Source organism: Amycolatopsis granulosa (genome assembly GCF_011758745.1).
Lineage (GTDB): Bacteria > Actinomycetota > Actinomycetes > Mycobacteriales > Pseudonocardiaceae > Amycolatopsis_E > Amycolatopsis_E granulosa.
This window is the reverse complement of the sequence record NZ_JAANOV010000001.1, coordinates 4,395,163-4,408,521: the sequence shown is the minus strand read 5'-3', so window position 1 is coordinate 4,408,521 and position 13,359 is coordinate 4,395,163. Positions and strand designations below refer to the sequence as shown.

Genomic DNA, 13,359 nt, shown 5'->3' with positions numbered 1-13,359 from the left:
GGAAGGTACATGGCAGAGCACACGCGTACGGGCGTGATCATCGTCGGCACCGGGTTCTCCGGCCTGGGCATGGCGATCCAGCTGCGCAAGGAGGGCCGCGAGGATTTCGTCATCCTGGAGAAGGCCGCCGACGTCGGCGGCACCTGGCGCGACAACACCTACCCGGGCTGCGCCTGTGACATCCAGTCGCACATGTACTCGTTCTCCTTCGAGCAGAACCCGAACTGGACCCGCTCCTTCTCCCCGCAGCCGGAGATCTGGGACTACCTGCGCGGCGTCGCCCGCAAGTACGACCTGTACGCGCGGACGCGGTTCGGCCAGGAGATGACCGGCGCACGCTGGGACCCCGACGAGCACCGCTGGCACGTGACGACGCGCAGCGGGGACACCTTCAGTGGCCAGTTCCTGGTCAACGGCGTCGGCGCGCTGCACCTCCCGCAGATCCCCGACCTCAAGGGCATCGAGCGGTTCCGCGGCAGGACGTTCCACTCCGCCCAGTGGGACCACGACTACGACCTGCGTGGCAAGCGCGTCGCCGTGGTCGGCACCGGCGCCAGCGCGATCCAGTTCATCCCGGCCATCGCGCCCGAGGTGGAGCAGTTGCACGTCTTCCAGCGCACCCCGGCCTGGGTGATGCCCAAACCGGACCACGCGATGCCGGACTGGGCCAAGGCGGCGTTCGCGAAGATCCCGGGCACGCAACGCGCCTACCGCAACCTGCTGTACTGGCTGCTCGAGGCGCGCGCGATCGGGTTCAACGGCCAGCAGGGCCTGATGAAGCTCGCGCAGAAGGTCGCGAAGGCCAACATCGACAAGCACGTCGACGATCCGGCGCTGCGGGCGAAGCTGACGCCGGACTACGTGATGGGCTGCAAGCGGGTGCTGATCTCGAACGACTACTACCCGGCGCTGAACCGGGACAACGTCGACGTGATCACCCACGGTGTCGCGGAGGTCACCGAGACCGGCGTGATCGACACCGCCGGGGTGGAGCGCGAGGTGGACGCGATCATCTTCGGCACCGGCTTCCACGTCACCGACGCCTTCGACAACCTCGACATCATCGGGCTCGCGGGGCGCAAGCTCAACAAGGAGTGGGCGGCCGAGGGCATGCGCACCCACCTGGGGATCACGGTCAACGGGTTCCCGAACATGTTCTTCCTGCTCGGGCCGAACACCGGCCTGGGGCACAACTCGGTCGTGTTCATGATCGAGTCGCAGATCCGCTACGTCGCCGAGGCGATCCGGCTGGTCGAGGACAGCGGAGCCGCGGCTCTGGAGCCGCGGGCGGAGGTGCAGGACCGGTTCAACGCCGAGATCCAGCACAAGCTGGCGAAGGGCGTGTGGACGCGGGGTGGCTGCACGAGCTGGTACCTCGATGCGAAGGGCGTGAACCGCACCATCTGGCCGGGGTTCACCTGGCGGTACTGGCTGGCGACACGCAAGCTGCGGCCGTCGGACTTCGAACTCGTCGGCACGCAGTGACGGGTGCCCGTCGGCGTGCGGCGACGACGTCGCACGCCGGCCGGGTGGGTCAGGGCGCCACGAGCGGCTCCGCCTCGTAGGCGCGGTGCAGCGTCTCGGCGAAGGACGGCGGCGTCGGCAGCTCCGCACCGCCGATCCGGCGCACCGGCACCGCGGGCGTCCACGAGTTCATCACCACCGCGCCGCGCAGCGCGGGCAGGTCCGCCGTCGTGATCTCCTGCGCCCGTTGCGGCACACCGAGCCGGTCCAGCTGCCGTCGGACGATGCCCATCGTGACCCCGCCGAGCATCTCGGCCACCGGCCACACGACGGTGCTGCCGTCCCAGAAGGCCAGGTTCCAGATCGTCGCCTCGCTCAGCCTGCCGCGGCGATCCACGAAGGCGGCGTCGTCGAACCCGCGCTTGCGTGCCTGGCGGAGGTGGTAGGTCTTCGCCACCTCACCGACGTGTTTCACCGCCGGCAGAACTCGCTCGTGCTCGACCGCCGCCAGCGACAGCGGACCGGCCGGAGGTGACGCGGCCGGGCCGGTGCGCACCAGCACCTCCGGTTCACCGCCGGAGCCGGTGAACTCCCCCGACGGCTCGTACACCGTCGCGGTGAGGGAAAGGGCGTCCGGTCCCGCCTTGATCGCCGACCGTAGCGCCGTCCGCACCAGTTCGTCGGAGGGCGTGCGGCCGAACAACTCCGCCGACGCCGTGCGGAGGCGGGCCAGGTGCAGGTCCAGGCCGCGCACCCGGCCGTCCCGGACCTGCATGGCGGTGAAGTGCGCGTAACCGGCGAAGGCCAGCGGCGCGAGGTCTTCGGCCGTCGCCGCCCGTCCGTTCCGCTGGGCCACGAAATCGTTCATGGCACCGACGCTAGGGCTTCATACCGGCGTGAAGGTCAACCGGCTGCGAGCTGCGTCACGGCGGCGGATCAGTGGCGGCTCGTTTCCAGGACGTTCCGCAGCCGCTGCAGGTCCCGCCGGTTCCCGTGCCGGATGGTGAAGGCGAGCAACCGGCCGCCGAATTTCGGGTCGGCGCGGTGGCGGAGCGTCAGGCAGGTGCGGCACGGGGACAGCGATGCGCAGGTACAAGCGATTTCCTGCCGGAACGGCCGGGCGGCACGCAGGACGAGCCGCTCCCCGGGCACGAGTTCGGCCACTTCGTAGGTGTACCGCGCCGTGCGCCCCAGAAATCGCGTGAGAAAGCCGAGCCGGGAACCCTCCCGCAGCGGCGGCCGCGTTTGCCATTCCACGTCGAGGACGTTCGCGCACCACTCCGCCGCGTTCGCGGGATCGGCGACGTAGGCCGCCACCGCCTCCCGCGCCCGCGCGATCACGACTTCGGCACGCACGTCGACTCGCACCCTGCGAGGGTAGCCGCGTCCTCGCCGCACACCCGCATTGTGCCCACCAGCTCCCGGAAGAAGAGTTCCGGCCGCCGAAACCCGGCCCGGTCGAGTACGCTCTGGCCGAGGCCGATGGGAAACGACAGCACGGACTGCCATGACGACCGATCGCAATGTTCTGGGCGGCGAACTCGAGCCCTGCGGCACCGATCCGATGACCGGGTACTACCGGGACGGCTGCTGCACCACCGGTGACGACGACCTCGGCAGCCACACCGTGTGCGCCGTGGTGACCAAGGAGTTCCTGGAGTACCAGCGCACCGTCGGCAACGACCTGTCCACGCCGCGTCCGGAATACGGTTTCCCGGGGCTGCAACCCGGGGACCGCTGGTGTGTCGTCGCCGTGCGGTGGCGGCAGGCGTACGAAGCCGGGGTGGCGGCGCCGGTGGTGCTCGCGTCGACCCACGAGCGGGCACTGGACGTCGTCCCGCTGGAAGCCTTGCGGCAGCACGCCGTGGACGTGCCCGCGGACCCCGGTTCGCTGACCTGACCCTCCGGCGGCCCGGCACGGGGGGCACCACCACCCCCGAGGTCGAGCGCCCGGGAAGCGGTCACCGCGTGACTCCAGCCAGATGCGTGCGGGAACCGGGGACCACATAAAGTGACCGCGTGCGCGGCGAGGGCTACTACGACCTGCTCGGGGTGGACCGGCATGCCTCGATGGCGGAGATCAAGTCCGCCTACCGTCAGAAGGCGCGGACCGTGCACCCGGACGCGGGCGGTTCACCGGACGACTTCCAGGCGCTGCGGCAGGCGTACGAGGTGCTGGTCGACCCGCTGCAGCGCGCCTCCTACGACCGGGCGCTGGATCGCGCGGCCGCGACCGCCGGCCCGGTCCGGGCGCGCCGGCCGGGCCGCCGGCTGGGTGAGGACCCGAGCTTCACGGCCGAATTGCCCGTGCTCGACCCGGACGCGCTGGAGTGGTGGGACGCGGCGCGTGAGAAGGCGCGGGCGGGAGACCGGGCCGCACCCGGTCACGCACCGGCGGCCTTGCTGCTGGCGTGGCTGCTGCTGGTCGTGTTGCCGATCATGGCAGGGGCGCTCGCGGTCGCGGTGTGGCTGGTGCTCGCGTCGGCGGTGGCGATCTGGCTGGTGCGGCAGCACCTGGAGATGGCGCGGGCCGAGCGCGCGGTGGACGAGGAGTTCGCCGGTGAGGTCGTCTTCGGCAGCCCGGGCAGTGAGCCGGACCAGTGGGGCGAGCGGCTCACGGCGGAGCTGCTGGAGCGGTACCTGACGCGACTGCCGGGCGCGCGGATCTTCCACGGGCTCGCCTGGCCGGGTTCGGTCTTCGCCGACATCGACCACGCGGTGCTGGCCGGGCGGCGTCTGGTGCTGATCGAGTCGAAGACGTGGCTGCCCGGGCACTACGCGGCCGACGAGTACGGCGAGCTGTGGCGGGACAACCGCCGGTTCCGCGGCGGCGCGACACAACTACCGGAAGCACTCGATGCCTTCCGGGCGCTGCTGCCGGGCGCGGAGATCCGCGGGGCGCTGATCGTCTACCCGAGCCGCACCGGCGCGATCACCACCGACGAGGACTTCGACGTGCCCGCGCCGCCCATGACGCCGGACCAGTTCGTGCAGGTGATCGGCGACTGGCTGGCGGCCGAGCCGGCCCGCGTGGACCTGCGGCTGCTGCGGAAGGTGCGCGACCAGGTCGTGTAGTCACGCCACGCCGAGCAGCTGGTCGAAGCAGTAGACGGGCGTGCGCCGCGGTCGCCCGACGACGAACGTGCCCTTCGACGGGATCGTGCGCACGAGACCGCGCTCGCGGAGGATCCGCGTGGCGTGGCGGCAGGTGCCGAGCGCGATGCCGTACTGCCGGGCGAGCACCTGTTCGGCCGGCAGCGGCTGGTTGACCGCGAGTTCACCGCTCTCGATGCGGCGGGCCAGGTCGTCGGCGACGAGTTCGTAGAGGTAGGCGGGACCGTGCGCGGCGAGTTCTCTGTTCACCCCTGTACGGTAGCATGTAAAGGACAAAAAGTAGGCAGAATACGACCGTTGGTAGGCTGTGCCGCTGTGACGATGGAGGAGGCCCTGGACGCCCGGCTGCGCGCGCTGGCGACACGTGTGCGGCGGTTCCGGCGGGAGCGCGACCTGAGCCAGGCCGACCTCGCCGACCGGGCGGGGGTGTCCCGCTCGGTCGTCGCCGAGCTGGAACGGTCGCGACTGGCGGCCGGCGGCCCGCGCCCCACCCGCAACATCACGCTCGACACGCTGTTCCGCATGGCCGAGGCGCTCGGCGTGCACCCCGCCGACCTGCTGGACGACCGGCAGAGCCCGGGCACCGCCGCGCGCTAGAAGCCGCGTACTCCCCGGACGGTGATGTGCACGGCGTGCGGGTACGCCTCCCCGAACGCTTCCAGGCTGCCGCTGATCCGGGTCATCGCATCCCCGTACTTCGCCACGTACGACGGGTTCTCGTGCGGCCCCGGGTGCGGGTCGACCGGCCGGGCGAGGCCGCGGAACACCACGATGTCCCCACCTTGACCGTCGCTGTCGAAGTTGAGCGACACCTGCGGCCGGTCCCGGATGTGCGACAAGCGCTTCGCGTGCACGGCGTTGTACACCAGGAACCCGTCGCCGGCCCACACGAACCACACCGGGTTCGGCTGGGGTGTGCCGTCGGCACCGGCCGTGGTCAGCCACACGACCCGCTCGTGCTCGAGCCGGGCACGCACCCGCTGTCCGAACGCAGTGGCCGGGTCCGGAAGCACATCACCTGCCATGCCACCAGGGTAGTGGCCCGGCTCACGTCCGCCGCAACTCCGCGCACCACGCGTGGTAGGCATTCGGGGAGCGAACGCCGGGAAGGGAACGTCGATGCGTCTGCTGCTGCTGTCCAATTCGACCGCGCCCGGACGCGGCTACCTGGAGCACGCGACGGACGCGCTGGCCGAGGTGCTGGCGGACGTGCGCCGGCTGGTGTTCGTCCCGTTCGCCCTGGCCGACCACGACGGCTACACGGCCACCGTCGCCAAGGCGCTCGCCCCGTTCGGCGTCGAGGTCACCGGCGCCCACCAGGACGACCCGATCCGGTTGCTCAACTCCGCTCAGGCGGTGTTCACCGGCGGCGGCAACACGTTCCGGCTGCTGCGCCAGCTCTACCGCCGCGAGCTGCTCGCCCCGATCCGCGACCGGGTGGCGCACGGGACCGTCTACATCGGATCGAGTGCGGGCACGAACGTCGCCTGCCCCACCATCCGCACCACGAACGACATGCCGATCGTGCAGCCGCCCGCGTTCGAGGCGGCGGGGTTCGTGCCGTTCCAGATCAACCCGCACTACCTCGACGCGCCGCCGTCCGCCACCCACATGGGCGAAACACGCGAGGAGCGGATCGAACAGTTCCTCGAGGAGAACGACGTGCCGGTGCTGGGCCTGCGGGAAGGCACCTGGCTGCGCCGCGAGGACCGGGCGCTCACCCTCGGCGGCGAGGAGGTGGGCGCGCGGCTGTTCCGCCGCGGCGCGGAACCGGCCGAGTTGCGCCCGGGCGCGAACCTCGGCGACCTGCTGGCCGACGAGATCGCCTGAGCTCGCCGGCCGCTGCAGCCCGGTCGCCACGACAGGCGCCACGGCGCCGGTCGTGATCGTTCCCAGGTAGGCTGGCGGCGTGGTTTGACGTCTGCCCGGTGCCCGGGCCCCTCCGCGATCTCCTTCGTTCACCGCGCCCGGATTTCGAGCTGACGAAGGAGAATTTCCGTGACCACACCTGCCCCCATCGACGTACCGGACGGATTCGCCGCGTCCTACGGCGCGCACGGCCCCGCGGCGCGGGCATGGCTCGCCGGGCTGCCCCGTCTGGCCGGCGAGTTCCTGGATCGCTGGAGCCTGCGGCTCGACGGCCGGCCCGCCTACGGCATGGCGTCGCTGGTCCTGCCCGTGCTCCGGTCCGACGGAACTCCCGCTGTGCTGAAGCTTCAGCAGCCGCGGGAGGAGACGGCCGGGATCGCGGCCGGCTTGCGGGCGTGGAACGGCGACGGGACCGTCCGCCTGCTCGACCACGACGACGGTACCGCCACTCAGCTGCTGGAGCGGCTGGACACGACCCGGCCCCTGTCCTCCGTCGCCGACGACAGCGAGGCCATCCAGATCCTGGCCGATCTGCTGGCGCGGCTGACCGCGGTGCCCGCCCCGGCCGGTCTGCGACGGCTGTCCGACATCGCCGCCGCCATGCTCGACCAGGTCCCGAAAGCGGTACCGGCCCTGCGCGATCCCGCCGAACAGCGGCTGGTGCGCCGCTGCGCGTCCGCCGTCGCCGAACTCATCGGGGAACCCGGCGACCGCCTGCTGCACTGGGATCTGCACTACGACAACGTGCTCGCCGGAACACGCGAACCCTGGCTGGCGATCGATCCGGAACCGCTGGCCGGCGACCCGGGATTCGAGCTGCTGCCCGCGCTGGACAACCGGTGGGACGAGGTGAGGGCCACCGGTGACGTCACCCGCGCGGTGCTCCGGCGCTTCGACCTGCTGACCGAGGTCCTCGGGCTGGACCGCGACCGGGCGGCCGGCTGGACCCTCGGCCGGGTACTGCAGAACGCGCTGTGGGACGTCGAAGACGGCAAGGTGACACTGGAACCGGTCCAGGTCGCCATCACCACGGCCCTGCTGCCCCCTCGGTGAGAGCTCCCAGGCTCCGGAGAAAAGCCGGTCACCCGTCCGACGCGGAACGACCACGCTCCGGGAACCGGATCGGGCTGGGCTAGCCTGGGCAGCGCCAAAGACGTCGAGGTCGGCTTCGCGGGGAGGTGAGCGCGATCGCGGACACCACGACCCGCCCCACCGTGAGCAGGCGGCGCGAGGTCAGCCACACGAGCGCGCGATCGGTTCTGATGACCGTGCTCGGGGAGTTCGTGCTGCCGCGGGACCGCCCGGTGTGGACCTCGACCCTGGTCGACGTGCTCGCGATGTTCGGCATCGAGGAGAAGTCGGCCCGCCAGGCACTGGCCCGCACCGCCGCGGAAGGCTGGCTGGTGTCGCAACGGCACGGCCGCCGGGTCCAGTGGTCACTGACCGCGCCCGGCCGGCGGTTGCTGACCGAAGGCGCGGAGCGCATCTACGGCTTCGGCCGCGAGCACACCCCGTGGGACGGCACCTGGCTGATGCTGCTGGTGTCGGTGCCGGAGACGAAGCGGGACCTGCGGCACAGCCTGCGCACCCGGCTGACCTGGGCGGGCTTCGGCTCACCGACGCCCGGCGTGTGGATCAGCCCGCATCCGAACAGGCAGGACGAAGCGAAGTCCATCGTGCGTGACCTGGGACTGGACGCCGAGGCGATGTCGTTCGTCGCCGCCTACGGCAGCGTCGGCGAGGAGGACGCCATGGTCGCCCGCGCGTGGGACCTGAGCGCCCTGGAGGAGCGGTACGAGGACTTCGTCGACGAGTTCGCCGGGCTGACACCCGCGTCCGGTGAGGCGGTGCTGCACGCGCAGACGCGGCTGGTGCACGAGTGGCGCCGCTTCCCGTTCCTCGACCCCCGGCTGCCGGGCCGGCTGCTGCCCGAGAACTGGAGCGGCGCGAAGGCCGCGGGACTGTTCCACCGCAGGCACGTGGAATGGCGCCCGGTCGCACAGCGGCACTGGGACGCGCTGATCGGCGTGGAAGAGGCCGCCTAGGTTCTCCTTCCTCGAGTTCTGGTTCCTCGAGTTCTGCTTCCTCAGCGGCGGAGCTGCTCGCCGTGGACCGTGCACCGGCATCGCGCCGGGTTGCGGTACCCGCGCCGCCACGCAAGCCACCGCCGAAACACGCACTAGTCCGGCAGGTTGCCGTCGCCCCCGAGGTTCGCCACCATGCGCCGCAGCACGTTGATGGTGGTCACGAAGTCGGCGGTGTCGACGCCCTCGTGCATCCGTTCGTGAACCCGCGCGTTGCGCTCGCGCGCTCGGGCCCGGCCGGCTTCACCTGCCTCGGTGAGCGTCAGCCGCCCGTCCCGCTCGGTCATCCAGCCGCGGGCGAGGAGGTCGTCGAAGACCTCGTCGAAGTCGATACCCAGGTCGTCGTACCTCGCCAGGCGCTCGACCAGTGCCTGGCGAGTCCACTCCCCCGGCTTCCCGGCGACGTGGTTGAGCGTCCACCAATGCGGCTGGGTGAGGTCCTCGACCGCCAGCGCGGCGCGGAGCGCGCCGACCACGCGCCGGGAGGCTTCGCTGCTCCACGCCCCGATGGGCTGGGCCGCCAGTTCTTCCGCCGAGTATTCCTTGATCACGCCCCGACCGTAGAACTTCGACCTAGCTGGAGGTCAAGCGCGGTCCGCGGCGAACGCGGTCAGGTGTTCCAGCAGTAGTGCGGTCAGGACCTCGGGCACCTCCTCGGGAACCCAGTGCGTCACGTCCTCCAGCATCTGGAACGAGTAGGCACCGGTGACCCAGTTCCCGGTTTCCAGCGCGGCGGTCGAGCCGAACGCGACGTCCTCCGTGCTCCACACGTACAGGGTCGGCACCGCGACCTTCTCGATCGCGGCCCGCGGCCGGTTCGCGCGGTACCAGTTCAGCGCCGCGGTCAGGGCTCCCGGCTCGGACAGCCGCCGGATGTACTCGTCGACCCGGCTCGCCGGCACCTTCCACTCGAACATCCGCCGCAGCGCCTCGGCGTTGTTCGCGAGCATCTGCCGCTCCGTCGAGCTCGAGCGCCAGTCCCGCATGTACTGCGACCGCAACTGCTGGTCCTCGTCCACACGCAGGGCGTGCCCCAGCGCGCCCGGGTGCGGTGTCGACACCACCGTCAGGGTGCGTAGCCGCCCGGGGTGCTCCGACGCCGTCCACCACGCGACCGCCCCGCCCCAGTCGTGCCCGACCAGGTCGAACCGGGACCACCCCAGCGAGCCGGCGATGGCGAGGACGTCGCCCACCAGCTCGTCCATGCCGTACTCGGTCGCCTGCTCCGGGCGCACGCCCGGCGAGTACCCGCGCTGGTCGGGCGCCACCGCGCGGAAACCCCGGTCGCCCAGCACCGCGACCTGGTGCTCCCACGACACCGCCGCTTCGGGAAACCCGTGCAGCAGCAACACGGGCCTGCCGTCGGTGGGACCGGCCGCGATCGCGTCGAACGTGCCGGCCGCGGTCGGGATGCTCAGGTAATCCATCACGTCCGCAGACCCTACGGCCTGCCACCGACAAGAACGCGGCCTCCCGCGACCGGCCGCCGTCACCCCCGCCCGACCGGGTGATGCACGTCCTCCTGGCAGCGCCAGCGGCGCCGCGCGGTCGCGCGCGACGCCGTGGCGGTTTTCCGGGTCAGGTGCGGGAGAACTCGGCGCTCACCGCGTTGGGGCCGTCGTACTCGCGGTCCGGCAGCTGGCGCAGGTGGCCCAGCACGTCATCCGGCGCGCCCTGGCTCTGCGCGTGCTGCACGAGCTCGTCCCGTGTGCACGGGTAGTCCACACCCGACAGGAACTTCTGCATCTGAATCGGATTCGGGGCCGACATCGTCGTGCTCCTTCCTGTTGTGGCTCGTTCGTCCCCCGGGCTACCCACGCCTGGGCCGCTCACTCGTCCGTCTCCACGGGCCGTCCGGCCGAGGACTCCCCGGCACCGCCGGAATCGTCGGTCCTCCCGGCTGGCCTTCCGGGCACTACCGAAGGGGGCGGAGCCGATGACAGACGGGGAGGTTCCGCGGATGTCCGGTTCCCGCGGGCGCTGGGCATCGCATGCGTCAGCGTCGGCGAGGACTCGCGCGATCCGCGGCTGCCGCCGGGCACGAAGGTGGCGCCGGGTGGCAGCGCGACCCGGCGGGCGTGGCCTACCGGCCGGGCTTCGACGTCCGGTACCAGCGAGGGGAGGTGTTCACCGGAGGCTTCAGCGACGCGCGCACCACGAGGACGTTCGGCTCGGTGCTCCGCACGAACTCGCCCAGCAGCCGCCGGAACGCGCGGCCGAACCCGTCCACCCGGCCGGCGTCGACGCCGAACGATCGCGCCAAACCGACGAAATCGGGCGTGTGCAGATCGACCCCGCGGTGCGGCAGGCCCTCCCGGTCCTGGTCGAACCGCAACATGCCGTAACCGCCGTCGTCCACGACGATGACCGTGACCGGCAAGGACTCCTGCGCCAGCGTGGCCAGATCGCCGCAGCCGTACAGGAAACCGCCGTCGCCGCTGATGCAGATCACCCGGCCCGTCCCCGCGGCCGCCGCGCCCAGGGCGGCCGGGAAGCCGAACCCGAGCGTGCCCCAGCCCATGGGGTACGCGAAGCGGTGCGGTGCCGCCACCCGGTGGAACCCGCCGGCCCAGTAGCCGGCGATGCACATGTCGGCCACCAGCATCGCCCGCTCGGGCAGGGTTTCCTCCAGCGTGCGCAGGAAATCCGCGGCCTGCGGCTCCTCGCGGCGGACCCGGCGGCGAACCTGATCGGAGATCCGCTGCAGCCGTTCGGTGAGTTCGCCCAGCCCGGGCCGCGCCGGCAGCCCCCGCAGCAACTGGGGCACCACGTCCCGCGCGTCGCCGACGAGCGTGATGTCCGGCGGGTAGTTCTTGGCCGCGTCCTTCGGATCCACGTTGATCACGATCAGCTTCGGCGGCTGGGGCATCGCCCAGTTCTGCGTCATCAGCCCGTCGAAGTCGGTGCCGATACCCAGCACCACGTCGGCCTCGTCCCAGAGCGCACCGACCTCCGGTGCGTGCACCGGGTTGGGTGCGGCGCACGGGTGCGCGGGCGGCAGCAGGCCACGCGCGGCGAACGTCGTGATCACCGGTGCGGCGAGCGTCTCCGCCAGCTGCCCGATCACCGGCCCGGCCTCGGCGCGCACCGCGCCACCGCCGGCCCAGATCAACGGTTTCGAGGCCATCGCCAGCATGTGCCGGGCCGCGTCCAGGTCCCCGACGGACAGGGCCGGGAACGTTTCGGTCGGCTCCGGGTCCGGCCCGCGGGAACCGTTGTGCCGCAGGAAATCCGTCGGTATCCCGACGTACACCGGCCCGCTCTGCGGCTCCAGCGCCAGCCGGGCGGCCCGCAGGACCGTCGGCGCCAGGTCCTCCGGCGCACCCACGGTGAACCCCGCCTTCGTCACCGGCGCGAACAAGGCGGCCTGGTCACCGGTCTCGTGCAGCACGCCACGCACCACACCGGGCCGTCGCAGCCCGGCCGGGATGTCGGTCGCGATGACGAGCACCGGCGACCCGGACGCCATCGCCTCGCCGACCGCGGCGATCGTGTTCGCCGCGCCCGGGCCCGTCGTCACGATCGCGACCCCGAGCTTGCCGGTCGCGCGCGCGAACCCGTCCGCCGCGTATCCGGCGGTCTGCTCGTGCCGGACGCCGACCAGCCGCAGCGGGCTGTCCGCCAGCGCCTCCCAGATCGGCAGGTTGTGCACGCCCGGAAGACCGAACGCGACCTCGGCCCCGAGTTCGAGCAGCGCGTCCGCGAGGTGCTGGGCGCCGGTCTTCGTCACGCCGTCAGAGTAGGGCACCGCATCACCACTGCGGTGGCACGACCTCCTCCGGCGGCGGCGGCCCCGGTGGCGTGCCGTCGCCGAACGGGCGGCCACCGAGGTCCGCACGTCCGTGTGGCTGCGCCCAGCCCGAGAGGTCCGGACCATTCGGCACGATCCGCGTGGGATTGACCTGCTCGTGCACCTGGTAGTAGTGCCGCTTGATGTGGTCGAAGTCCACGGTGTCGCCGAAACCGGGCGTCTGGAAGAGATCGCGCGCGTATGCCCACAACACCGGCATCTCGGTCAGCTTGTTCCGGTTGCACTTGAAGTGCCCGTGGTAGACCGGGTCGAACCGGACCAGCGTCGTGAACAGCCGGATGTCGGCCTCGGTGATCGTGTCCCCGACCAGGTAGCGCTGCCCCGACAACCGGTCGGACAGTTCGTCGAGCCGGGCGAACAGCCGGCGGTAGGCGTCGTCGTAGGCGGACTGCTTCGTGGCGAAACCCGCCTCGTACACCGCGGCGTTGACGTCCCGGTGCACCACGCGGTTGATCGCGTCGATCTCGTCGCGCCGCTTCTCCGGGTACAGATCCGGCGCGCCGTCGCGGTAGTAACGGCCCCACTCGGTGTCCAGGTCCAGCGTGATCTGCGGATAGTCGTTGGTGACCAGCTTCCCGCTCGGGATGTCGACGATCGCCGGCACGCTGATCCCGCCGTCGTACTCCGGGTCGGCCGCGCGGTACGCCTCGCCCAGGAACCCGATGCCCAGCACCGGATCGCGGCCACCCGGGTCGAGCGTGAACCGCCAGCTGCGATCGTCCTGGATCGGATCGGCGATCGCGACGGAGAGCGCTTCCTCCAGCCCCATCAGGCGCCGCACGACGAGCGCCCGGCTGGCCCAGGGACAGGCGCGGCTGACGACCAGCCGGTACCGGCCCGCTTCGACCGGCCAGCCGTCCGCGCCGCCGGCGGTGATCCGTGCCGTGAAGCGGTTCGGCGACCGCCTGAACTCGCCGGTTTCCGGGTCCGTCGGAATGGTCATTCCCTCAGCGTAGATTGTGCCCGGGACGGTAGCAGTGCGCGTAGACTCAATGACCCTGGGCACATCGCCGCCCG

Annotated in this window: 16 protein-coding genes; 7 read left to right on the top strand and 9 right to left on the bottom strand. The window is 71.6% G+C overall.

Annotated features, from left to right (window positions below):
* Nucleotides 1–9 precede the first annotated feature (9 nt).
* Nucleotides 10–1,485: a flavin-containing monooxygenase gene (locus tag FHX45_RS21630; RefSeq protein WP_167105015.1), complete on the top strand. Its 1,476-nt coding sequence runs from the start codon at nucleotides 10–12 to the stop codon at nucleotides 1,483–1,485.
* Between the two features lie 49 nt (nucleotides 1,486–1,534).
* Here the strand turns inward: FHX45_RS21630 and FHX45_RS21625 are convergent, their stop codons facing one another.
* Nucleotides 1,535–2,332 (bottom strand): aminotransferase class IV family protein, encoded by a 798-nt coding sequence (locus FHX45_RS21625; protein ID WP_167105012.1) that lies wholly within the window; start codon nucleotides 2,330–2,332, stop codon nucleotides 1,535–1,537.
* Nucleotides 2,333–2,400: 68 nt separating this feature from the next.
* On the bottom strand, nucleotides 2,401–2,832 hold the full coding sequence (locus tag FHX45_RS21620) for an SRPBCC family protein (RefSeq protein WP_167105009.1): 432 nt from the start codon (nucleotides 2,830–2,832) through the stop codon (nucleotides 2,401–2,403).
* Between the two features lie 139 nt (nucleotides 2,833–2,971).
* Between FHX45_RS21620 and FHX45_RS21615 the strand changes: the two genes are divergently transcribed.
* Both FHX45_RS21615 and FHX45_RS21610 read left to right on the top strand, forming a co-directional pair.
* Nucleotides 2,972–3,364 carry a DUF2237 family protein gene (locus tag FHX45_RS21615; RefSeq protein WP_167105006.1) on the top strand — a complete coding sequence of 131 codons (393 nt, stop codon included), beginning with the start codon at nucleotides 2,972–2,974 and terminating at the stop codon, nucleotides 3,362–3,364.
* Between the two features lie 119 nt (nucleotides 3,365–3,483).
* Nucleotides 3,484–4,539, top strand: coding sequence for a DnaJ domain-containing protein (locus tag FHX45_RS21610; protein ID WP_167105003.1), 1,056 nt, complete (start codon nucleotides 3,484–3,486; stop codon nucleotides 4,537–4,539).
* Here FHX45_RS21610 and FHX45_RS21605 read toward each other — a convergent pair whose 3' ends face one another.
* A complete protein-coding gene (locus tag FHX45_RS21605; RefSeq protein WP_167105000.1) occupies nucleotides 4,540–4,827 on the bottom strand; it encodes a GntR family transcriptional regulator in 288 nt (95 codons plus the stop codon).
* 72 nt (nucleotides 4,828–4,899) lie between these two features.
* Between FHX45_RS21605 and FHX45_RS21600 the strand changes: the two genes are divergently transcribed.
* On the top strand, nucleotides 4,900–5,175 hold the full coding sequence (locus FHX45_RS21600; protein ID WP_167109289.1) for a helix-turn-helix transcriptional regulator: 276 nt from the start codon (nucleotides 4,900–4,902) through the stop codon (nucleotides 5,173–5,175).
* On the opposite strand, the gene FHX45_RS21595 is transcribed toward FHX45_RS21600, so the two are convergent.
* Nucleotides 5,172–5,603 carry a TIGR03667 family PPOX class F420-dependent oxidoreductase gene (locus FHX45_RS21595; protein WP_167104997.1) on the bottom strand — a complete coding sequence of 144 codons (432 nt, stop codon included), beginning with the start codon at nucleotides 5,601–5,603 and terminating at the stop codon, nucleotides 5,172–5,174. The genes FHX45_RS21600 and FHX45_RS21595 overlap by 4 nt on opposite strands.
* Before the next feature lie 94 nt (nucleotides 5,604–5,697).
* Between FHX45_RS21595 and pepE the strand changes: the two genes are divergently transcribed.
* The 3 genes from pepE to FHX45_RS21580 all read left to right on the top strand — a co-directional run bounded on the left by pepE (nucleotide 5,698) and on the right by FHX45_RS21580 (nucleotide 8,492).
* Nucleotides 5,698–6,408: a dipeptidase PepE gene (pepE, locus tag FHX45_RS21590; RefSeq protein WP_167104994.1), complete on the top strand. Its 711-nt coding sequence runs from the start codon at nucleotides 5,698–5,700 to the stop codon at nucleotides 6,406–6,408.
* A 168-nt stretch (nucleotides 6,409–6,576) separates the two neighbouring features.
* Entirely contained in the window at nucleotides 6,577–7,500 is a 924-nt protein-coding gene (locus tag FHX45_RS21585; RefSeq protein WP_167104991.1) for an aminoglycoside phosphotransferase family protein, read from the top strand.
* 161 nt (nucleotides 7,501–7,661) lie between these two features.
* Nucleotides 7,662–8,492: a PaaX family transcriptional regulator gene (locus tag FHX45_RS21580; protein ID WP_341771657.1), complete on the top strand. Its 831-nt coding sequence runs from the start codon at nucleotides 7,662–7,664 to the stop codon at nucleotides 8,490–8,492.
* 134 nt (nucleotides 8,493–8,626) lie between these two features.
* On the opposite strand, the gene FHX45_RS21575 is transcribed toward FHX45_RS21580, so the two are convergent.
* From FHX45_RS21575 to FHX45_RS21555, 5 genes are all read right to left on the bottom strand, one after another.
* On the bottom strand, nucleotides 8,627–9,082 hold the full coding sequence (locus FHX45_RS21575) for a MarR family transcriptional regulator (RefSeq protein WP_167104985.1): 456 nt from the start codon (nucleotides 9,080–9,082) through the stop codon (nucleotides 8,627–8,629).
* Nucleotides 9,083–9,115: 33 nt separating this feature from the next.
* Entirely contained in the window at nucleotides 9,116–9,961 is an 846-nt protein-coding gene (locus tag FHX45_RS21570) for an alpha/beta fold hydrolase (RefSeq protein ID WP_167104982.1), read from the bottom strand.
* 148 nt (nucleotides 9,962–10,109) lie between these two features.
* Nucleotides 10,110–10,301, bottom strand: a complete 192-nt coding sequence (locus FHX45_RS21565; RefSeq protein ID WP_167104979.1) for a DUF2795 domain-containing protein — start codon at nucleotides 10,299–10,301, stop codon at nucleotides 10,110–10,112.
* Between the two features lie 313 nt (nucleotides 10,302–10,614).
* Nucleotides 10,615–12,261 (bottom strand): thiamine pyrophosphate-binding protein, encoded by a 1,647-nt coding sequence (locus FHX45_RS21560; protein ID WP_167104976.1) that lies wholly within the window; start codon nucleotides 12,259–12,261, stop codon nucleotides 10,615–10,617.
* A gap of 22 nt (nucleotides 12,262–12,283) precedes the next feature.
* Nucleotides 12,284–13,285, bottom strand: a complete 1,002-nt coding sequence (locus tag FHX45_RS21555) for a glutathione S-transferase family protein (RefSeq protein ID WP_167104973.1) — start codon at nucleotides 13,283–13,285, stop codon at nucleotides 12,284–12,286.
* Between the last annotated feature and the right edge of the window lie 74 nt (nucleotides 13,286–13,359).